The sequence below is a fragment of the Balneolaceae bacterium genome, assembly GCA_034521445.1.
Classification (GTDB): Bacteria; Bacteroidota; Rhodothermia; order Balneolales; family Balneolaceae; genus JAXHMM01.
On record JAXHMM010000006.1, the window covers coordinates 582,333 to 601,331 of the forward strand.

Consider the following 18,999-nt stretch of genomic DNA (forward strand, 5'->3'; position numbering starts at 1 on the left):
CACATGGGATCCTGCTAGTTGTCTTCCACCAGTCCCAGCTCCTTGGCATTGATGCTGTAACGGGTGTGAGGCACGGCTTCCAGCCGACCGCGGGATATGGGCAAGCCTGTAGCCTTGCAAATGCCGAAGGTGCCGTTTTCGATGCGTTCAAGGGCGTCATCGATCTGCTGGATGTATTTCATTTCACGTTCGATGAGCTGGTAATTCATATTCGCATTTTCTACCTCCGTGCCCATATCTCCAGCGTGGTGTGCAATGGAGGAGAGATCGGCGTCGTCGGCGTCGGCTCCCTCAGAGATACTCTCTCTCAAGGTCTCTATCTCCTCCCCGGCTTTTTTGCGCCTGGAGATTAGCAGGGATCGAAAATGATCCAGGTCGTCGGGTGTCATCCATGCGTCGCCTTGTTTGTTCTGGGTCGTTGTGTTCATGGCAAGGGAGATTTTAAAGGTGTGTTATGATGTTCTATGCCCTATATATGAGTTTACGGCTGTTGCAGCCATGGGATATTGGCAAGGCGAGGTGTAGGGCCGGCACTTACATGTCTTCGGCCACGCCTTCGCCTTTCTCACCGCGACTCATCACCCAGGTGTAGCGCACCAGGCTGCCGAGACCGAAGAAAAGAAGAAGGAGGTTTATCAGTCCCCCTATCCAGGGCAGATTCACCAGAAGCCCCAGCAGCAGCATACCCAGAGCGAGTCCCCAGTAGTAGACTGATGTGGAGGTCTCCTCGCGGAAATAGAGAATGAAGGCCGCGCCCAGAATCATGGCTACCAGCAGGTAGCCGGCCAGCAGGGACAGCCCGTAAAGTACCCAGAGGATGATGGAGAGCGGTATGGTAAAGACCAACACCAGCAGCACCAGCGCCATCAGGGGAATAAGCAGGAAGCTGGCCAGTCCGATGCCCGTGTTTTTCCAAAATCGCTCGGTGGCAAAGCGCTGCAGGTCCACCGCCGTGCGCTCGAAAATACGTATGAGTACCAGACCGCTGATCAGCAGCGACAGGAAGATTCCTCCAGTCCACAGGATGGTGCTCCAGACTGAGGGTTGGTCGACGGTAATGGTCAGATCGGGCGGCAGGTTGCCCAGGTTTTCCCGGTGTACCGGTTCGCTGCTCCAGATGCTGGTGCTGTATTCGGCCGCGTAATTCTCCCCGAAGGTGACGCCGCTGCCGTAGATTTCCACGAAGTTCAGGACGGTGCCGTCGAGGTTTATTTCCTCGCCGGCCACGCGAAGGGCACCCCCTACCGTGCCGCTTTCAAAGATTACGGAGGATCCCGCCAGGAATGCGTTGCCGCCGATCCAGGCGTCGCCGGTGATACGCACCGTTCTTCCCGCAGCGAAGAGGTCGCCCTCAATGCGCCCGTCCACCACAACCGTCTCGCCCAGGGCCAGAACCATATCGCCGACGGAGCCGTGGACTGACACGAGTTGGGCGGCCAACAGCGCATCGTCGGAGACGCTGCCGTTGAGCGTGAGATAGCGCGATGCGGAAAAGAGGTCGTTGTTCAGATGTCCCATCACTTCAACCAGCTGACCCGCCGCAATAATGTTGCCTTCCAGCGAGTCGCTTTCGTTGATGCGAATGGTGGTTCCCGTCTTGTAGGTCGATTGCGCCTGCATCGGAAATGCCAACAGCGCACCCATGGACAGTATGCCCAGAATGATCAGCAGTCGTTTCATGATACCCTCCCGTGATTGTGCGGATGCGTCTGATCCGGTCAGCCAGACAGCCGGGAATCGGGCACGTCCCGCGGATTAACTTGTAACGTTAAGTATAAGCGTCCGCGGGGGGATGTTGGCTCCGCAAATCTCCCGAATATGTGTGGCGTAGTCATGGGCAATGGTGTAAGGGAGGGCCCTACAGGTGGGAGACGCGTTTACAGGTGCACGATGGTACACCCCGAGCCGCCCTGCTGGAGGGGGGCCTCCTCGTAGCGCTCGATATCTCCGCGCTGGTCCAGGTGTTCGTGGATGAGCTTGCGCAGGATGCCTTCCCCCTTGCCGTGGATGATGTCAATGCGGTGCATGCCTGACGCCACAGCCTTGTCGATGTGCCGCATCACCTTTTGCACGGCCTCGTCCCCGCGCATGCCGCGTACCTCCAGGCTGGGGGAGACGGGTTCTGGCCGGTGCCGACCGGTGAGGGTGACCTTCTTCTTTTTCTTTTTGGCGGAGGCAGCCTCCTCCACCTTTACCAGCTTGCGGTAGTCGGTCTTCAGGCGGAGTCCGCCGGTCTGCACCACGGCCCGGTTGCCGTCCAATTCTACAAGTTCGCCGGTGGTCTCGGCGTCTTCCAGCCGCACCGTGTCTCCGGTTTCGGGGGACTCGCCGGAATCCCTGTGCCGGTGCTCGCGCTTTTCCTCCTCCAATTCGCCGAGCTGACGGGCGATATCCTCCTTCTCCTCCTCCACCTGGCGGCGCGCCTCGCGGATGGCCTCGTCGTCTTTCTCCCCCTTCTCCACGATGCGCTCCACGGCCTCCTCGATGCGCCGGTTGGCCGTCTCCATGATCTCACTGGCCTGCTTGAGTGCCTTCTCGCGGATCTTCTCCTTCTCCTTTTCGATGGCGGAACGCTTCTCCTCGTAGCGCTGCCGTTCCGACTCGGTCTTCGTCTTGAGCGCGTCGTATTTCTTCTTGAGTTCGTCGGCCTCCTGGGCGCGGGACTCCAGCTCGGCGATGAGCGACTCCATGTCGCTCTTGGCCTCGCCCAGCAGCACCCGGGCCCGCTTGAGCAGTCCCCCGTCCAGGTTCATGCGCTCGGCGATTTCGAAGGCGTAGGAGCTGCCGGGAATTCCCTTGCGGAAGCGGTAGGTGGGGGAGAGGGTCTCCTGGTCGAATTCCATGGACCCGTTCACCGCACCCGGGTGTTCGTGGGCGAAAACCTTCAGGGAGCCGTGGTGGGTAGTCACCAGCACCCGCGAGCGCCGCTCGATCAGCTCCTCGATGAGCGCTCGAAAAAGCGCGCCGCCCTCCTCCGGGTCGGTGCCTGCGGCCGCTTCGTCGATGAGCACGAGGCTGCGCTCGTCGCAGTGCTCGGTGGCCGTGCGCATCCACTCCAGGCGCGAGGAGAAGGTGCTCAGGTCGTTTTCGATGGACTGGTCGTCGCCCATGTCCACCAGCAGCGAACCGTAGACCGGCACCTCGGAGCTGTCGCGGGCCGGAATGGCCAGCCCCGACTGCACCATCATGGCACACAGGCCCAGGGTTTTCATGGCCACCGATTTACCGCCTGCGTTGGGACCCGTAATAATCAGGCAGCGCTCCTCCGCGTTCAGCTCCAGGTCCAGCGGCACCACCTGCTCGCGTTCCTCTTCCTTCAGTCCCAGGTTCTTGAGCTTGAGAATGGGGTTGTAGGCCTCCCTGAGGTAAAGCCGCTCCTCTTTGCCCACCACCGGGATGTAGGCGTCCAGCTCGTTGCCCAGCCGGCCCTTGGCGGCGACGATGTCGAAGTCCGTCAGCGCCTCAAGGTTCTGGGCGATCTTGTCGCCATGGCGGCGCACCGTGCCGGTCAGCTCCCGCAGGATGCGTTCCAGTTCCCGCTTCTCCTCCGACTCCAGCGAGCGGATCTCGTTGTTGATGTTCAGCGCCTCCACCGGCTCCAGGTAGACCGTCTGCCCGCTGGAGGATACGTCGTGCACAAAACCCTGGATCTTGCGCTTGTACTCCGCCTGGATGGGTATGACCATGCGTCCCCCGCGAATGGTGGGTCCCTCGTCCGACGCCATGCCCTCTTTCTGTGCGCGGCTCATGGCGCGGTTGATGACCGTGCGCAGCTCGTTGCGCTTGTTCCCGAGGCGCTTGCGGATGGACTGCAGCTGGGAGGAGGCGTCCGATCGGATCTCCCCGTTCTCTGAAATGACCTTTGCGATGGCCTCCTCCATCTTCCTGAGGGGAATGAGCCGGGTGCCCAGCTCGTCCAGCAGCGGGTAGTTCTCCCTGCGGTCCGAGAGGAAGCCCTTCACGCGGCGGGCGGTGACCGAGAGCTCGCGGATCTCCTGGAAGGCGTCGGCCGGGATCATGCTCTCCTCCGCCGATGCCTGGCCCAGCCAGTCGCGCACGTCATGCAGGTTATCCAGGGGAAAGGCGGCGTCGTTAGCCAGCAGGCGCATCATCTCCCGGCACTGTTCCAGCCGGCGCTCAATGCGCTCGGGATCGGAGGAGGGCGAGAGTTTTGCCAGCCGCTCCCGCGCCGTGACTGAACGCGCCCGCTGGACGACGGCCGACCGGACCTGGTCGAAGCCGATCTTTTCGGGGAGTCGTTCGGGATAGATAAACATAACCCGAAATATACGGTTTTAAGGCCTGAATGATGAATTTGAAAAGAGGGAAATATTTCTTAATTCACAGGCCGAATTGTGGTCAAGTACCTGCAAAGACTATTGGAGGAGCTGGGCCTTTAAGAATTGCTGAGATGGATCCTAAAACTCTAAAGGAATCCGAATCGGTTGAATTTAAAGAACAGTTCAACGATTCGGCTCTTAAAACGTTGGCTGCTTTTGTAAATGCCAAAGGCGGATCTCTTTATGTGGGTATAAAGGATGATGTCACACTCCTATCCGAAGGAATTACCGATGAGAACTGCTGGACAAAGGACTAATAAAACAAGCGGGAAGTGGTGGACCTGATACCTACTACATTTTATCTCAATAACAAGTATGAAACATTAGTGAAACGATTATGAAACAACAGTGAAACAGTAAATGTCCCCATTTGGCTCCATTATGACCCGATTGAGGCAATAGATGAGTCATTCTGAGTCGATGATGAACCAATTGGGAATCAAACGTGTGGACGAGGGATTATCGTTTTCTTAATTCACAGGCCGAATTGAAACGGAGCTTATCATGAAACTGAACATCTGGCAGGTGGACGCCTTTGCCTCACGGCTCTTCGAGGGCAACCCGGCCGCGGTCTGCGTGCTGGAGCAGTGGCTGCCCGACGGACTAATGCAGTCGATCGCCATGGAGAACAACCTCTCGGAGACCGCCTTCCTGGTACGCGAGTCCGAAGGGTGGCGCATTCGCTGGTTCACGCCGACGGACGAGGTGGACCTGTGCGGGCACGCCACCCTCGCCTCGGCCCACGTGCTGAAGGCGCACCTGGGGGAGGAGGCCGATCCGCTGGAGCTGAACTCCAACAGCGGTCCTCTGCGGGTGTTCCGGGACGGAGACTTGCTGGAGCTCGATTTCCCGGCCGCCGAACTGGAGAAGGAAGCCCCGCCCCGGGAGCTTTTCAACGCCCTGGAGATTATGGCCGTGGAGGTCTACAAGGGCGCTGATTTTCTCTGGGTGCTGGAAAGCGAGGAAGAGGTGCGGGGGGTGGACCCTGACTTCCGCGAGATGGAGAAGGTTGACACCCGCGGGGTGATCGTCACTGCGCCGGGGGAGGATGTGGATTTTGTCTCACGCTTTTTTGCCCCGTCCGTTGGGGTGGACGAGGACCCGGTGACCGGCTCGGCCCACACCATGCTGACACCGTATTGGGCGGACAGGCTGGATAAAAATGAGCTGACAGCCCGCCAGGTCTCCCGTCGGGGAGGCGAGCTGCGCTGCCGCCTTGAAGGCGACCGCGTGCGTATCGCCGGCCGTGCCCTCACCTACCTGGAAGGAGAAATCACCCTTCCGGAAACCGGCTGAGGCGCTGCCTGCCCGCACCCCAACCAAACCCGACACTGTGATGGACGCCTTTTTCATCTTGCTCCTGCTGTTGGGCGTGCTGGCAGGTGTGGTGGCCGGTCTCTTTGGACTGGGCGGGGGCATCCTCTTCACCCCCATCCTGTTTCTGGTCTTCTCGGGCGCCGGTATCGAGAACCCGGTGGTGCTCACCATCGGGAGCTCCCTCTTCTGTACCTTCGTGGCGGCCGGTGGCAGCTCCCTGCGGCAGTTCCGCCAGCGCAATTTCTACCTGGCCGACGGACTCAAAGTGGGTCTCTTCGGGGCCTTCGGGGTGCTGCTGGGCAAGTGGGTGATCACCTCTTCCTGGTACAGCGAGACCGAGTTCGTGCTCTTTTTTTCGACCCTTCTGCTCTACGTGGCCTGGATGTTCTGGCGGCGGGGGCGCAGCGGGGAGACCACCGTGGAGACAGGCCACGAGCCCATGAGCTGGCTGCAGAGCCTGGCCGCGGGAGGCGGGGCCGGATTCGTGGCGGCCCTGGCCGGTATAGGCGGGGGCGGGGTGATGGTACCCGTGATGAACCTGCTGCAGAAGCGTGATTTCCAGAAAGCGGTGAGCATCTCCTCTCTGGCTATAGTCATAATTTCCCTATCCGGATGGGGACAGCTCGCCCTGCTGGAGAGCGGACCGGCCTTGACGGCCTATACTGTGGGACAGGTGGACTTCGGCGCGGCGCTGCCTCTGGCACTCGGCGGACTGGCCGGTGGCTTCCTGGGAGCCATGTGGAACGTACGTATCCGGAGGGCGTACCTGCAGGTGGCTTTTTCGGTGCTGGCGGTGGGGATGGCGGCGCGTCTTATCTGGGAGATCCTGTAACCGGCTATCGCCTGACTAGCGTTTTATCTGAATGTTCATTATTATTATTTGTTCACGATTCGTGAACAAAGTAAATAATTGAACAATGGATCGAAAGGTTGTTGGTAAGGCTCTGGATAATTTGGAACAAAACGCAGGAATACATGCGGAATGGACAGAGTATGTGCCTCCCAAGTCTGATAGTAAGATTAATGCAAAAATCAAATTTCAGATTAATAATGAAATCAAGAACTACTATGCCGAAGTAAAAAAGGAAATTCGGAAACATCACATTCCGCATCTGAAAGAGATCGCAAACAGTTTTGACCCATTTATTCTGATTGTTGAAAGACTTTACCCGAACCTGAAAGAAAAACTTCGAGAAGAGGGTATTAACTGGTTGGATGGAGCAGGAAATATCCATCTGAAAAACGGAAACTATTTAATCTGGATTGATCGGCACACGACAACTCCGGCTGACAAAAAGAAAAACAGGGCATTTACCAAAACAGGACTGAAGGTTGTTTTTCTCTTTCTTCATGATGAGAGATGGGTTACCAAAACCTACCGGGAAATAGCTGAAAAAGCGGATGTTGCGCTGGGCAATATCACGTATGTGTTCGATGGACTTGAGGAGAAAGGTTTTCTGGTGAATGAAACCGACAGGAAATATAAGCTGATCAATAAACGACTGCTTCTCGATCAATGGGTTGCCGCATTCGCCGATGAACTCAAGCCCCGCCTGCACGTGGGCAACTTTACATTTCTCAATGCAAACGGTATGCATACCTGGAATGATCTAAATCTGGATTACAGGGATAGCTGGGGAGGAGAACCCGGGGCAGAACTGTTGACACATAATCTGAAGCCCGCGGAACTCTATCTCTATACGGTTAAAACAAAAGCAGAATTGATGGTTCAATACCAGCTGAAGCCAGATTTGGAGGGAAAGGTGAAGGTCTACAGGTCCTATTGGAATGTTGGGACAGATTTGGATCAAGGAACTGTCGCCCCTCCACTGGTCATCTATACCGATCTGATGACAACCGGTGAGCCGCGCAATGTAAAAGTGGCCAATGAAATCCATGAAGAATTCCTTACCCATCTCACTTGAGGCCCTTCAACAGGGACACCATTTGGTATAGAGAGCATTGATGAAAGGGTGGCGTTCGATGAAGGAGGGGGGAAAGCCATTTATGTTAACGGCCTTGAAGAGGTATTTCGAAAGGCGACGGTTCTGGCGGTGGATAACGATGCCGACGTTCAGTTTAGAGTCGCCACTCTGCCGGCGATTCTACTGTTGAAATTGATCGCATACGATGATCGTCCCGAAAAAAGAACACAGGATCCCGGTGATATTCGTGGGATCATCCGAAACTATTTTGATATCGAAGACCGGATGATTTACGATCATCATAACGATCTGTTTGAGCGAGACCTTGAACTACACGAGTATGCCGCTATTGTGATCGGCTGGTTGAAGCCATGAGCGGGAGAGAAGAGATCACCATGGAACGGACTGGAAGGTGGTTGTCTTTAATAGCAGAAGGGGCCAGAGAGGTTTAAGAGGATATTTCTTGAACTGTATTTAAAAACATAGTGATATTCCTATATGGGTACTTCGACACGGAATAGAAGGGCACTGGCTATAGGAGGAACAAATCTTGCCCTCCTCGGCGCGCTGGCGGTAATCCTGTCCGGCTACGGCTACCAGTGGAACTGGTGGTCGCTGGGTACCGGCTTCAACATCATCCCATGGGGGACGGGTGCGGCGGTGCTCGGGGGCATCGCGGCGGCCGCAGGTCTCTGGCGTATGAAGGACCGCTCGCGCGGATATACCTTTGCCGGCGTGGCCGGTATCGTGCTCGGGCTGCTGGCCCTGGGCAACCTGGGCTACTGGTATATGGAGACCCAGAAGGGCTATCCTCCCATTCACGACCTCTCCACCGATACGCTGAACCCGCCGGAATTCCAGGCCATCCTGCCCCTGCGGGAGGACGCTCCCAATCCAGCGGAATACCAGCGGGGCGAAGGCGTTGCTGCGGCGCAGGAATCCTTCTATTCCGGACTGGAAACCATAACGCTGGATACTACCTACGATGAGGCATTCAACCGGGCGCTGGAAACGGCCCGCGGCATGGGCTGGACCATGGTGGACCACAGCACGGAGGAGGGACGCATCGAGGCCTACCACAAGCTGGCCTGGTTCGGCTTTGTCGATGATGTGGTGATACGTGTTGACACCACCGACTTCGGCAGCAAGGTAGACATCCGCTCCAAGTCCCGTATCGGCCGGGGCGACCTGGGCGTGAATGCCTGGCGCATCCGGCAGTATATCGAGGCCTTTGAGACGCAGGAATAGAGATACAGCCACCCCTTGATGAAGACGGATCCCGGCATCTCACCCTGGCCAGGGATATGCGCATGGCTCTGCGGACCATGCTTTCATTCGTTTATTTAAGCCTGGTGTACCGGTTTCATTGAGGGACTACAAAGCCAAACTTTAATACATTATCATTGGCTTTTGTTTGGAGTTACCTGCTGTCCCTCGAAGGACAGCCCGAATTTGAGTTAATAACAGATCCCTAAATACCCCCAAAATATGCCGGCATATACGGTCGTGACTGGAGCAAGCAGGGGCATCGGTAAGGCCTTTGCTACAGAATGTGCGAGTAGAGGACGTGATCTGATTCTTGTTTCTCTTCCCGGAGAAGGACTTGCGGAGCTGGCCGGGAACCTCGAAAACCGATTTGGCGTACAGGTCGCCTGGCACGAAACCGATTTGACAGCCGACTGTGCGGTGAGCGATTTTTATGCCTGGTGCGGGGCCAAGGGGTTTCGGATCGATATGCTCATAAATAATGCGGGATTGGGCTCCCAAGGAAAATTTGAGCTCTCAAAACCGGGGGAGTTCCAGAATATTATGCAGGTTAATGTAAACGCACTGGTGAATATGTGCTGGGGAGCGCTCGATTCGTTGAAGGGACAAGAGCAGAGCCATATTCTAAATGTAGGCAGTATCGGTGCCTTTATTCCCCTTCCCTACAAGGCCGTCTACTCGGCATCCAAACACTTTGTGCTGGCTTTTTCCAATGCGCTGCATTATGAGCTGAAAGATTCTCCCGTGTTCGTCGGATGCCTCTGTCCGGGTCCAACGCTCACCAATGATTTTCATAAGGAGCAGGTAAAGGAAATGGGATTGAAAGCCAGGCTCCTGACCAAAACGGCCGATGAAGTGGCACGGTATGGTATCGATGGCATTCTGAACAGGAAGAGAGTCATCGTCCCCGGCATGGCGAATAAAGTGATTACCAAGCTGGGACGCTTACTGCCCACCAGCTACCGCTTGTGGTTGGCCGGTTCAACCTTTTCGGATTCCCCTTTCAATCATATCGAGAGAGACTGATATCATGGCTGTTTTTATGACCGGGGCAACCGGGTATATCGGGTCCGTGCTGCTGCAGCAGCTATTGGACGAGGGAGAAACCGTGCATGTGCTGTACCGCCCCTCCTCCTTCGACAAGGTGGACTTGTCCCGTAGCCGCATACGGCCTTTCAGGGGCGATCTGTTGGATGTCGCCAGCCTGCAGCGTGCCATGCGGGATTGCAACCAGGTATATCACATGGCCGCCTATGCACGTGTCTGGGCGGAGGATCCATCCGCGTTCTACCGGGTGAACGTCCAGGGAACTCGGAATGTATTGGAGACGGCACAAAAGCTGCAAGTCCGAAAGGTGGTGTTAACCTCCTCCGCCGCTACCCTGCCCGCCTCATCCGATGGCCGACCGGTGGATGAATCGGCGACGGATCCGGAATTTGAGACCGAGTATGCACGCACCAAGCACCAGGCGGAAGAGGAAGCCATAGGTTTCAATGAGAAAGGATTGCCTACGGTCATCGTAAATCCTCCTCGGGTCTACGGGCCGGGCCTGATGTCGGAAAGCAACGCTGTCACCCGATTGGTTAAATGGTATCTGGAAGGGAAATGGAGGTTTTTGCCCGGGGATGGGGACGTTGTCGGCAATTATGTCTATGTGGAGGACGTCGCCGGGGGACACCGGCGGGCGATGGAGCATGGAAGGCCCGGGGAGAGATACATTCTGGGAGGCGATAACGTTTCCCTGCGCGAACTGCTCCACCTGGTGGGAGAGGTTAGTCGCAAGCATCGCCGCATGATATCCATACCGGTTCCGCTTGTTATGGGAATTGCCAGGTTTGAAATGTGGAAAGCCGATCTTCTCGGACGCTCGCCCCTCATCACGCCCCAGTGGGTAAAAAATTATCTCAAGGACTCACCTCTGAGTTCGGAGAAGGCCCGGCAGGAGTTGGGATATACGCCGATTCCCTTGCGTGAGGGACTCAGGCGTACAGTCGACTGGCTCAGGAGGGAGTTTCCCCATCTGCCTCACGTGTAAAGGATGACAGCACGGGACTGGGTGCCCGGTCGGTTTTTACTCCCGCTTACGGCACCACGATCTGCTGCGGCCGGTCCACGATAATCTGCGGGATGCCCTCGTGCATTTCTACCATGCCGGTGACGCAGATTTTTCGGTTTTCGTACTGCCGTTCGGGCGCACTTGCCCACCGCGTGCGGTCCTCTCCCCAAATGACCGCCGTGAATGTCTGGTTGGGATAGGCCCGCCCCAGGTTCAGGAAGGTCGGCGCCCCGTCAACCTGCGACAGATAGTTGGCGGAAGACACTTCCCCGCAGACTTCGACGCTGCTGCCCACATACTGGTCGGCCTCGGACGCTTCAATGCGTTCTGCCGGTCCGGCGGAGCTGCTCGCAGAGGAGTCCGGCGAATACACCCGGTATAAGAGGTAGCCTGCCGCGAGGAGCGCGATAGCCAGGATCCATACGATATTTTTTGCTCGGTCGCTCATGCCGGGTAATTCCCAGATTTTTTACACGAGAATCCAGAACAAGGTAAAAAAAACGTGAGGGATTCATGAAATACAGGATCCAAATGCTCGGGGCACAATCCGGATGTGTTCTTACCTGACCGGGATAATCCGTACCTTGGGCGGTTTCCGAAATGGTCCGGGTGGGCGCTGCGTTGTGTCCTCCTGAAAGGAAAAATTAAATACTCATCCGCACTCTGTGCCGGGAAGAGGTCCCGGCCGCTATGTCCTTCTCCGAAAAACGGCAAAATTTCTTCATCATCTTCTCGCTCTGGCTGCTCGTTTTTGCCGCCAGCAGCCAGATCATGATCATCGCCCCCATCCTGCCACGCATCAGCGAACAGCTGGCGGTATCTCAGGCCTTGCTGGGCACCCTGGTGACGGCCTACGCGCTGATGGTGGGGATATGCGCCCTCATCACGGGTCCCATTTCCGACAAGGTGGGACGGCGCAAGATCCTGCTGGCAGGCACGGGACTGATGGCCCTGGCTCTACTTCTGCACTGGTTTGTGGCTGGATTTTTCTCCTTTCTGCTGGTGCGTGGACTGGCCGGCGCCGCGGGCGGTATTTTGAGCGGTTCGGCCGTATCCTACGTGGGAGACTGGTTTCCCTACAACCGGCGGGGTTGGGCCAACGGCTGGATCATGAGCGGCATTGCGATGGGACAGATTCTGGGGGTGCCCATCGGCACGGTACTGGCGGAGTACTTCGGCTTCCGTTCGCCTTTCCTGGCCTTCGCCATCCTGATGGGCGGCGCCCTCGTGCTCATCTACTTTACCGTGCCGCAGCCGGACGTGGAGCTGCAACGCCGGCGGCTGACCGTGGGCAGTACGATCCGCAAGTACCTGATCATGCTGCGCAAACCGGAAATTGCCGCCGCCAGCATCTGCTATCTGCTGATGTTTCTGAGCATATCGGTGTACGTGATATATCTTCCCACCTGGCTGGAGTCTACCTTTGGGGTTTCGGGCAACGCCATTGCCACCCTCTTTTTCGTCGGCGGCATCGCCAACGTGATCACGGGTCCCCAGGCCGGCAAGCTGTCGGACCGCTGGGGACGAAAAAGCATCATCATCGCCTCCTGTACGGGACTGGCTGCCGTTATGGTGGTTACCGTGCCCCTGGTGCAGTCATTCTGGATTGCCTATCCGCTATTTTTCGTGACCATGGCGCTGGTAGCCATGCGCATCAGTCCCTTCCAGGCCCTTACCACCGAACTGGTCAAGTCCAGCAAGCGGGGCACCCTTATGAGTCTGCTGGTGGCTATTGGACAGGTGGGCTATGGGCTGGGAGGCTCCCTCGCCGGCCCGGCCTACGTCAGCTACGGCTACCTGAGCAACACCGTCATCGCCGCGGCCATGATCCTGGCAATGGCCGTACTTGTGTGGCGTTTCCTTCCTGAACCGGACCTGGAGGGACCGCCGCAGGAGACCGCTCCCGCCGTGGAGGCTGCCGAGTAGCCAGTCGCGCTCTCCCGGTCAGGCGCAGTTGACGCACCGGGAGGTCCAGGGCATGAACTTCAGGCGGCCGGTGGCGATGTCTCCGCCGCACTTGAGACATCGGCCGTAGCTACCATCATCGATGCGCTCCAGTGCGCGTTCGAGCTTTTGAAGGCGGCTTTTTTGCTCCCGAAGCGCGGCGTCGTTGATCGTCTTGTTGTTGATTGCGTCCATCCGTGATAGCCTCCCGTAGGCGTTATCAGGTTTTATGGGCTTGGTCAGCTCTTTCAGCTGGGCGATTTCCTCTTTGGTTTCCGTGATCTTGTCACGTACGATCGTCTCCAATTGCTCTTTCTCTTCCGGACTCATGACACGATGGTTAAATTCTGATCGGCTTTGAACAAAGTATACGGGGCCCGGCTGCCCCGTTCAACCTTCGCGGCCAGGGAATGATACCCTTTATGAAGTTGTAGTTGGTAGGTACATCTTCGTATGAACGCTTAAGGGAAATTAATCTGGAATATGACATCTGCTGGATTTTTGCGTACCGACGACGCCCGCACCACCCTCCTCATCCGCATTATGGTGGGGGCGGTTTTTCTCTCGGAAGGCGTACAGAAGTTTCTCTATCCCGCGCAGCGGGGTGTGGGACGCTTCGAGGGCATGGGATTTCCCGCACCCGAGTTCTTTGGCCCTTTCGTGGGTGCTGTGGAAATTGCAGCCGGAGCACTTATCCTGGCCGGCCTGCTCACCCGCGGCGGGGCCCTGCTCACCTTCCTGATCATGACGGTGGCCATCGTCGTCACCAAATTGCCCATCGTTTTTGGGACCAGCTTCGGGCCCTTCGTGCTACGGGACCTGGGCAGCTACGGCTTTTGGAGCATGGCCCATGAGATGCGCACCGACTGGGCCATGTGGCTGGGCAGCCTGTTTCTGATCGTCCGGGGAGGAGGGCGCTGGTCGCTTGACCGGAGGATAACGACTCGGAGGGGGGAGTAGGAAGCGCAGGACATGACGGCGGACACCGCATGTAAAATATTATTTATGGTTGTCTTCGGGGCAGTGCAAAGCTTTATGCCACTCCTTTTTTCGTTATAATACATCGGCTATGAAACGTGCCGTCACCATACTTCTGCTCTTGGTGCTCACTTACCAGTTTTTCGGAGCGGGATTCGTATATAACGTCTGGCTCTACTCCGTGAAGCAGCAGGTGAAGGAGAACCTGGAGCGTGAGCACCCTGATGAACGGAGCCTGTTGAAGCTTCCGGCGGCGTGGGAAGAGGACCCTCCCGATGATCTGCAGTGGCATCATGAGAAGGAGTTCCGCTACCGGGGACAGATGTACGATGTGATACGAACCGAGCGGCACGGCGACCAGATCTGGTACTACGTGCACCACGACCGCGCCGAGACACGCCTGTTGGGCGGGCTGGCCCGCTATGTAAATGATTTCCTGAATCAGCGCCCCGACAAACAGCGGCAGAATGTGCTGCTGGAGTCCATCCTGAAACAGCAGTTCCTTGTTGCCGGAAATCTGCGGGACACTGGACGTTGAGCCGACGTGTATGGGCGTTTCCTGGGATCCTGCATACCTGGTATCCTCCGTTTTTCTCGACTTGGATCCGCCTCCCCCGCGCGCCTAGGTGATTCGGTCATTTCTTCCGAATCACCCTGATAAACACCAGGATTTCCTACCATGTACAAGAAGTATCTTCTAACGATGCTAGTGGCCATGCTTTGCATGTCGCCCGCCTTTGGGCAGACGGTGACGGTGGTCGACGGCGGAACAGAGAACCCCCTCCCCGGCGTAAATATCTACACGCCGGACCGCTCCCCCGCGGTTGCCACCGACCAGAACGGGCAGGCATCGCTTGACGCCTTTGAAAACGAGCAAACCATTATTTTCAGCTTTGTAGGCTACACCACCCTGCGTCTTTCCTGGCAGGAGGTGCAGGACCGCGACATGCACATCACCATGCGGATGAATTCCCTCTCCATGAGCCAGATGGTGGTGTCGTCCAGCCGTTGGGCGCAGGACACCCGTGAGGTGCCCGTGAGCATCGAGCGGATTACTCCCGAACAGGTTCGCCTGCAGAATCCCCAGACGGCGGCCGACCTGCTGGGTGTCTCCAACGAGGTCTTCATCCAGAAGAGCCAGATGGGCGGCGGCAGTCCCATGATCCGGGGCTTCGCCACCAACCGGGTGCTCCTGGTGGTGGACGGCGTGCGCATGAACAACGCCATTTTCCGCGGGGGCAATCTGCAAAACGTTATCTCCCTGGACGCCAACGCCATCGCCAACACCGAGGTGGTGTTTGGACCCGGATCGGTGACCTACGGCAGCGACGCCGTTGGCGGGGTGATGAATTTTTCCACCCTTGATCCGCACCTGAGCCTCACGGGCGAGCCCCGTATTGAGGCCAACGCCCTTACGCGTATCTCCTCGGCCAACTGGGAGAAGACGGGTCATATCGACCTTAACCTGGGCTTTGAGAACTGGGGTTCGGTAACCAGCTTTACCTACACCGACTACCAGGACATGCGCATGGGCAGCGAGGGACCCGAAGACTATGTGCGGGACGAGTTCGTGCGACGGGTTCAGGGCACCGACATGGTGCTGGACAACCCGCGGCCGGATATCCAGCGGCCCACCGGGTATAACCAGTACAACCTGATGCAGAAATTTCGCCTGCGGCCAAATGAGAACTGGGACATGCAGCTGGGCATGCACTACTCCACCACCACCGACCTGCCGCGCTACGACCGCCTTACCGAGCGTTCCGGCGACACCTACCCCAATGCCGAGTGGTACTACGGCCCCCAGCAGTGGCTGATGACCAACCTCAACAGCACCTGGTTTACCGAGTCGCCGCTCTTCGACCAGATCAAGACCACCCTGTCTTACCAGGACTACGAGGAGAGCCGCAACGACCGCGACTTCGGCGATCCCAGCCTGCGCAATAGAGAGGAGCACGTGCACGCATGGTCGCTTAACTTCGACTTTGAGAAACAGCTCAACGAGCAGAGTACTCTCTCCTATGGACTGGAGGGCGTCTGGAACAAGGTCTACTCCGATGCGCACGTCACCAACATCGAGACAGGTGCCGTGTCGCCCACCTCCAGCCGTTATCCGGACGACTCCAGCTGGGAGTCCTATGCCGCCTTCCTCAACTACAAGAACAACCTGAGCGAAGCCGTCACGCTTACGGCCGGGGCGAGGTACAATCAGTACCTGGTGGAGGCCACCTTTACCGACCGGTTGGAGAATTTTCCCTTCGATCGGGCAGACATTAACAAGGGGGCGCTCACCGGCAGCATCGGGAGCGTTTTCCGCCCTTCGGAGACCTGGCAGATCAACGCCCATATCTCTACCGGATTCCGGGCGCCCAACATCGACGATGTCGGCAAGATCTTCGACTCCGAGCCGGGCTCGGTGGTTGTGCCCAATCCTGACCTGGAGCCGGAGTACGCCTACAATTTCGAGCTGGGCGTGCGCAAGGTGATCGAGGAGAAGCTGAAGATAGACGTGGCTGCCTACTACACCATCCTGGACAACGCCATGGCGCGGCGCGACTTCACGCTCAACGGGCGTGACAGCGTGATGTACGACGGCACACTCAGCCAGGTGCAGGCCATCCAGAACGTGGCCTCGGCCACTGTACACGGCCTCCAGGCCAGCGTGGAGTGGCAGGTGGCGCCGACGCTGAACCTGAGCTCAAATATTAATTTCCAGGAGGGGGAGGAGGAGAACGCCGACGGCGGGAAGGAGCCTGTGCGCCACGTGGCACCCACGTTCGGCAGCACCCACCTCACATGGGAGCCGGGCCCGTGGAGCGTTGATCTCTATGCCGACTACAACGGGGAGATCCCCTACGGCGACCTGGCGCCTTCGGAGCAGGGCAAGCCGCACCTCTACGCGCTCAATGCAAGCGGCAATCCCTACTCGCCCTCCTGGCATACCTTCAACGTCAAGGCGAGCTACCGCTACTCGGAGGCCATCACCTTCAACTTCGGGGTGGAGAACATTACCGACCAGCGGTACCGGCCCTACTCATCGGGCATCGCCGCCAACGGGCGCAACGTGATCTTTGGCATCAGGGGCCATCTGAGGTGAGTCTTTGACCCAGAGGATGCAGGGTCGGGACAGACGCGGCAACCCTATTCCGAGAAAATTTTGTGGGCAGACTGGACGGCCTCGCTGGGACCTACAAACACCACGTGATCCCCTGCGTTAATGACGGTCCCTCCACGGGGCACGACAAAGGTGCCTTCACGGATAACAGCGGCCACCACGCATTGATCCGGGATTTCAATTTCCTGGATGGGGCGGCCGACTATCTTGCCATCATCGGGTACTTTCATGTCGATCAGGCTGGCAATCCCGCTTTCGATCTCGAACAGCTCGGCCACCTCGGGACGATCCAGGTGGTTCTCCACCATGGCCGCGGTGGCGTAGGGGGCGCTGATGCAGACGATGCCCTGGTCTTCCAACAGGGAGACGTAGGAGGGATCTCTTACGATGGCGATGACGTGGTGGATACCCAGGCGCCGTGCCTGCATGGCCATGATGGAGTTGCGTTCCTCGTCGTTGGTAGCGGCGATGGCAACGTCCATTTTCTGGGGCTCCACCTGCTCGAGGATCTCCTGCTTGGTGCCGTCGCCCTGGTAAATAGGCACATTGTATCTGCGCTCGAGTTCTTCGCAGCGGTCCCCGTCCTGTTCTATAAAGGTTAACTGGTACTCAGAAGAGCGGAAAACCATTCGGAATTCGTCCTGCTTGAGCAGGCGGTCGGCGATGTTGCTGCCGAGATTTCCTCCGCCGATAACTAGCACGTTCATATGAGGCCTCCAGTATGCTTTGATTTTGATTCGTATGCGTTTGAGGAGATCTGGCGCGCCGCTCAGATCCGTCCTGTTGCCTGGTTGCAACAGGTATAACACGCCGCCCACCACCGTAAGGCCGCCTCCCAACATGAGGCTCTGCGGGTCAAGCGTGGGAACGAAAAACCAGCATGCGATCATGCCGACAATGGGCACGAGGGGGTAGAGGACAATTTTAAACGGCCGCCGGAGGTTGGGCATGCGCCGGTGCATGGCGATGACCGCGTAGTTCACGATGCCGATCGCTACAAGGTAACCGAAACTGCTGGCCGAAGCGAGCAGACGCACGATTCCGGTCGCCCCGAGCAGGGTCACAAGTATGGCGCAGGTGACCAGCGCGATATGGGGCGTGCGGTAGGTTTTGTGAAGCCGGGCGAATATTTCCGGAAAATACCCGTCTCTCCCCAGTGCAAACAGCACCCGGGAGCTGGCCCCCAGGGTGACACTGAAGGCGGAGAGACTCGCCATGATGGTGGCTATGATGCCCGCCCAGCGGCCCCACGTGCCGAAGAGGTGGTCTGCAACAAAAATGAAGGGTGTGCTGGTCTGGGCAAGTTCGGTGTAGTGCACCACGCCCATCATGACCCAGAGCAGGAGCACATAGATTGCGATGCCTACGAACAGGGTAATGAGGATGGCTCGGGGAATGGTTTTGGCGGGTTCGACGATCTCCTCTGCTGCCACGGTGATCAGGTCGAAACCCACGTAGGAAATGTAGATCAGTCCCATGGTGGGGATCAACGGATCAAGTCCCATGGGCGCAATCGGGTCCAGGTTGGCCGGTTCAACCTGGAAGGCACCCAGTACGCCCACCCCCACCAGTACAATAAGCTCCACAATGTTCATGACGGTGATGACCATCAGGGCCTCGCTCTGCCCCCGCAGGTTGGTCAGGGTAAAAAGTGCGGCGACGGCCAGGACGATGAGGGCGACGCTCAGGTCAGGCAGAAAATAGGCATTCACCGTGTAGGCGAAAATCACGGCGTAAAGCGAGCAGGCAAAGGTGTTGCCGATCCAGAAAAACCAGCCGGTGAGAAAGGCGACAGGACGGGGGAGGGTGCGGTTGGTAAAGGAGTATCCTCCGCCTGCGATGGGGATGGCGGCTCCAAGTTCGCTGTAGCTGAGGGCGGTAAAAAGGGTAAGCACTCCCATGGCCAGGTAGGCGATAATCCCCAGGGGCCCGGCCGACTCGGCCACGACGCTGGGCAGGGCGAAAACTCCGGGTCCCATCATTGCGCCGATGCCGATCATCACCGCCATAAACAGGCCGATGTTTCGCTTGAAGCCGGAACGTTCTGCCATTTGCCTT

General features: G+C 57.7%; 18 protein-coding genes. 12 read left to right on the forward strand and 6 right to left on the reverse strand.

Annotated elements, in window-relative coordinates; genetic code table 11:
* Positions 1-14 precede the first annotated feature (14 nt).
* From U5K31_10035 to U5K31_10045, 3 genes are all read right to left on the reverse strand, one after another.
* Positions 15-428: a molecular chaperone DnaK gene (locus U5K31_10035; GenBank protein ID MDZ7773059.1), complete on the reverse strand. Its 414-nt coding sequence runs from the start codon at positions 426-428 to the stop codon at positions 15-17.
* A 106-nt stretch (positions 429-534) separates the two neighbouring features.
* On the reverse strand, positions 535-1,680 hold the full coding sequence (locus U5K31_10040; GenBank protein ID MDZ7773060.1) for a hypothetical protein: 1,146 nt from the start codon (positions 1,678-1,680) through the stop codon (positions 535-537).
* A 197-nt stretch (positions 1,681-1,877) separates the two neighbouring features.
* Positions 1,878-4,277 (reverse strand): endonuclease MutS2, encoded by a 2,400-nt coding sequence (locus U5K31_10045; protein MDZ7773061.1) that lies wholly within the window; start codon positions 4,275-4,277, stop codon positions 1,878-1,880.
* A 29-nt stretch (positions 4,278-4,306) separates the two neighbouring features.
* Here U5K31_10045 and U5K31_10050 point away from each other — a divergent pair, with 29 nt between their 5' ends.
* The 8 genes from U5K31_10050 to U5K31_10085 all read left to right on the forward strand — a co-directional run bounded on the left by U5K31_10050 (position 4,307) and on the right by U5K31_10085 (position 10,883).
* Positions 4,307-4,597 (forward strand): ATP-binding protein, encoded by a 291-nt coding sequence (locus U5K31_10050; GenBank protein ID MDZ7773062.1) that lies wholly within the window; start codon positions 4,307-4,309, stop codon positions 4,595-4,597.
* Positions 4,598-4,844: 247 nt separating this feature from the next.
* Entirely contained in the window at positions 4,845-5,636 is a 792-nt protein-coding gene (locus U5K31_10055) for a PhzF family phenazine biosynthesis protein (protein MDZ7773063.1), read from the forward strand.
* A 40-nt stretch (positions 5,637-5,676) separates the two neighbouring features.
* Positions 5,677-6,489 (forward strand): sulfite exporter TauE/SafE family protein, encoded by an 813-nt coding sequence (locus U5K31_10060; GenBank protein ID MDZ7773064.1) that lies wholly within the window; start codon positions 5,677-5,679, stop codon positions 6,487-6,489.
* 85 nt (positions 6,490-6,574) lie between these two features.
* Complete coding sequence (locus U5K31_10065; GenBank protein MDZ7773065.1) at positions 6,575-7,582, forward strand: type IV toxin-antitoxin system AbiEi family antitoxin; 1,008 nt, start codon at positions 6,575-6,577, stop codon at positions 7,580-7,582.
* Positions 7,583-7,630: 48 nt separating this feature from the next.
* Positions 7,631-7,957 carry a hypothetical protein gene (locus U5K31_10070; GenBank protein ID MDZ7773066.1) on the forward strand — a complete coding sequence of 109 codons (327 nt, stop codon included), beginning with the start codon at positions 7,631-7,633 and terminating at the stop codon, positions 7,955-7,957.
* A 123-nt stretch (positions 7,958-8,080) separates the two neighbouring features.
* Positions 8,081-8,830 (forward strand): DUF1499 domain-containing protein, encoded by a 750-nt coding sequence (locus U5K31_10075; GenBank protein MDZ7773067.1) that lies wholly within the window; start codon positions 8,081-8,083, stop codon positions 8,828-8,830.
* 240 nt (positions 8,831-9,070) lie between these two features.
* Positions 9,071-9,874, forward strand: a complete 804-nt coding sequence (locus tag U5K31_10080) for an SDR family oxidoreductase (protein MDZ7773068.1) — start codon at positions 9,071-9,073, stop codon at positions 9,872-9,874.
* A gap of 4 nt (positions 9,875-9,878) precedes the next feature.
* On the forward strand, positions 9,879-10,883 hold the full coding sequence (locus U5K31_10085; GenBank protein ID MDZ7773069.1) for an SDR family oxidoreductase: 1,005 nt from the start codon (positions 9,879-9,881) through the stop codon (positions 10,881-10,883).
* A 46-nt stretch (positions 10,884-10,929) separates the two neighbouring features.
* Here U5K31_10085 and U5K31_10090 read toward each other — a convergent pair whose 3' ends face one another.
* A complete protein-coding gene (locus U5K31_10090) occupies positions 10,930-11,352 on the reverse strand; it encodes a hypothetical protein (GenBank protein MDZ7773070.1) in 423 nt (140 codons plus the stop codon).
* Positions 11,353-11,594: 242 nt separating this feature from the next.
* On the opposite strand from U5K31_10090, the gene U5K31_10095 reads away from it, so the two are divergent.
* Positions 11,595-12,830, forward strand: coding sequence for an MFS transporter (locus U5K31_10095; GenBank protein ID MDZ7773071.1), 1,236 nt, complete (start codon positions 11,595-11,597; stop codon positions 12,828-12,830).
* 18 nt (positions 12,831-12,848) lie between these two features.
* Here U5K31_10095 and U5K31_10100 read toward each other — a convergent pair whose 3' ends face one another.
* Positions 12,849-13,178 carry a TraR/DksA C4-type zinc finger protein gene (locus U5K31_10100; GenBank protein ID MDZ7773072.1) on the reverse strand — a complete coding sequence of 110 codons (330 nt, stop codon included), beginning with the start codon at positions 13,176-13,178 and terminating at the stop codon, positions 12,849-12,851.
* A 153-nt stretch (positions 13,179-13,331) separates the two neighbouring features.
* On the opposite strand from U5K31_10100, the gene U5K31_10105 reads away from it, so the two are divergent.
* The 3 genes from U5K31_10105 (at position 13,332) to U5K31_10115 (ending at position 16,923) form a co-directional block, all read left to right on the forward strand.
* The gene (locus U5K31_10105) at positions 13,332-13,808 is read left to right on the forward strand and encodes a DoxX family protein (protein ID MDZ7773073.1); all 477 of its coding nucleotides are present in this window, start codon (positions 13,332-13,334) and stop codon (positions 13,806-13,808) included.
* A 109-nt stretch (positions 13,809-13,917) separates the two neighbouring features.
* A complete protein-coding gene (locus U5K31_10110) occupies positions 13,918-14,364 on the forward strand; it encodes a hypothetical protein (GenBank protein MDZ7773074.1) in 447 nt (148 codons plus the stop codon).
* Between the two features lie 141 nt (positions 14,365-14,505).
* Positions 14,506-16,923: a TonB-dependent receptor gene (locus tag U5K31_10115; GenBank protein ID MDZ7773075.1), complete on the forward strand. Its 2,418-nt coding sequence runs from the start codon at positions 14,506-14,508 to the stop codon at positions 16,921-16,923.
* Positions 16,924-16,967: 44 nt separating this feature from the next.
* On the opposite strand, the gene U5K31_10120 is transcribed toward U5K31_10115, so the two are convergent.
* Positions 16,968-18,992 (reverse strand): amino acid permease, encoded by a 2,025-nt coding sequence (locus tag U5K31_10120; protein ID MDZ7773076.1) that lies wholly within the window; start codon positions 18,990-18,992, stop codon positions 16,968-16,970.
* Positions 18,993-18,999: the final 7 nt, after the last annotated feature.

Coding starts and splice junctions, on each gene's coding strand:
- U5K31_10035 (MDZ7773059.1), bottom strand. CDS start 428: ATGAACACAACGACCCAGAACAAACAAGGCGACGCATGGATGACACCC.
- U5K31_10040 (MDZ7773060.1), bottom strand. CDS start 1,680: ATGAAACGACTGCTGATCATTCTGGGCATACTGTCCATGGGTGCGCTG.
- U5K31_10045 (MDZ7773061.1), bottom strand. CDS start 4,277: ATGTTTATCTATCCCGAACGACTCCCCGAAAAGATCGGCTTCGACCAG.
- U5K31_10050 (MDZ7773062.1), top strand. CDS start 4,307: ATGATGAATTTGAAAAGAGGGAAATATTTCTTAATTCACAGGCCGAAT.
- U5K31_10055 (MDZ7773063.1), top strand. CDS start 4,845: ATGAAACTGAACATCTGGCAGGTGGACGCCTTTGCCTCACGGCTCTTC.
- U5K31_10060 (MDZ7773064.1), top strand. CDS start 5,677: ATGGACGCCTTTTTCATCTTGCTCCTGCTGTTGGGCGTGCTGGCAGGT.
- U5K31_10065 (MDZ7773065.1), top strand. CDS start 6,575: ATGGATCGAAAGGTTGTTGGTAAGGCTCTGGATAATTTGGAACAAAAC.
- U5K31_10075 (MDZ7773067.1), top strand. CDS start 8,081: ATGGGTACTTCGACACGGAATAGAAGGGCACTGGCTATAGGAGGAACA.
- U5K31_10080 (MDZ7773068.1), top strand. CDS start 9,071: ATGCCGGCATATACGGTCGTGACTGGAGCAAGCAGGGGCATCGGTAAG.
- U5K31_10085 (MDZ7773069.1), top strand. CDS start 9,879: ATGGCTGTTTTTATGACCGGGGCAACCGGGTATATCGGGTCCGTGCTG.
- U5K31_10090 (MDZ7773070.1), bottom strand. CDS start 11,352: ATGAGCGACCGAGCAAAAAATATCGTATGGATCCTGGCTATCGCGCTC.
- U5K31_10095 (MDZ7773071.1), top strand. CDS start 11,595: ATGTCCTTCTCCGAAAAACGGCAAAATTTCTTCATCATCTTCTCGCTC.
- U5K31_10100 (MDZ7773072.1), bottom strand. CDS start 13,178: ATGAGTCCGGAAGAGAAAGAGCAATTGGAGACGATCGTACGTGACAAG.
- U5K31_10105 (MDZ7773073.1), top strand. CDS start 13,332: ATGACATCTGCTGGATTTTTGCGTACCGACGACGCCCGCACCACCCTC.
- U5K31_10110 (MDZ7773074.1), top strand. CDS start 13,918: ATGAAACGTGCCGTCACCATACTTCTGCTCTTGGTGCTCACTTACCAG.
- U5K31_10115 (MDZ7773075.1), top strand. CDS start 14,506: ATGTACAAGAAGTATCTTCTAACGATGCTAGTGGCCATGCTTTGCATG.
- U5K31_10120 (MDZ7773076.1), bottom strand. CDS start 18,992: ATGGCAGAACGTTCCGGCTTCAAGCGAAACATCGGCCTGTTTATGGCG.